This window comes from Lysobacter sp. TAB13 (assembly GCF_052113885.1).
In the GTDB taxonomy this organism is placed as follows: domain Bacteria; phylum Pseudomonadota; class Gammaproteobacteria; order Xanthomonadales; family Xanthomonadaceae; genus Lysobacter; species Lysobacter gummosus.
In genome coordinates this window covers 1-363 of record NZ_JBFRDR010000391.1, presented here as the reverse complement: position 1 = coordinate 363, position 363 = coordinate 1, and the positions used below count along the sequence as shown (strand labels likewise).

Annotated in this window: 1 protein-coding gene; it reads left to right on the top strand. The window is 57.3% G+C overall.

The genetic code is table 11. The features are described 5' to 3' along the window. Positions 1-145 precede the first annotated feature (145 nt). Positions 146-363 (top strand): transposase (locus AB4Y92_RS26650; protein WP_441822355.1); only part of this gene is annotated, 218 nt, incomplete at its 3' end.

Genomic DNA, 363 nt, shown 5'->3' with positions numbered 1-363 from the left:
CTGAAGCGCTGTGTGCATTATTACCGAGCGGCCAACATCCAACTATGCCCTTGCGGCGTCAATGTATCGAATTATTACCCATTTTCAGACTTTATTGACTTTCAATTACCCATCTGGGACCATGTTTTCGGGTTGGAGGTGCGCCATGCCGAACGCCATCCGCTTGCAGAACGAGCGCGTCGTCCATTTGTCGCTCGAACGAATGGTCTGGCCCTCCGGGCCGGTTTGCCCGCATTGCGGCGAGGCTGCCCGGCTGGGGCGGCTCAACGGCCTGAGCACCCCGATTGGCGCGTGGAAATGCTATTCCTGCCGGAAGCCGTTCACGATCAGGAACGGCACGATCTTTCACAACAGCCATGTGCC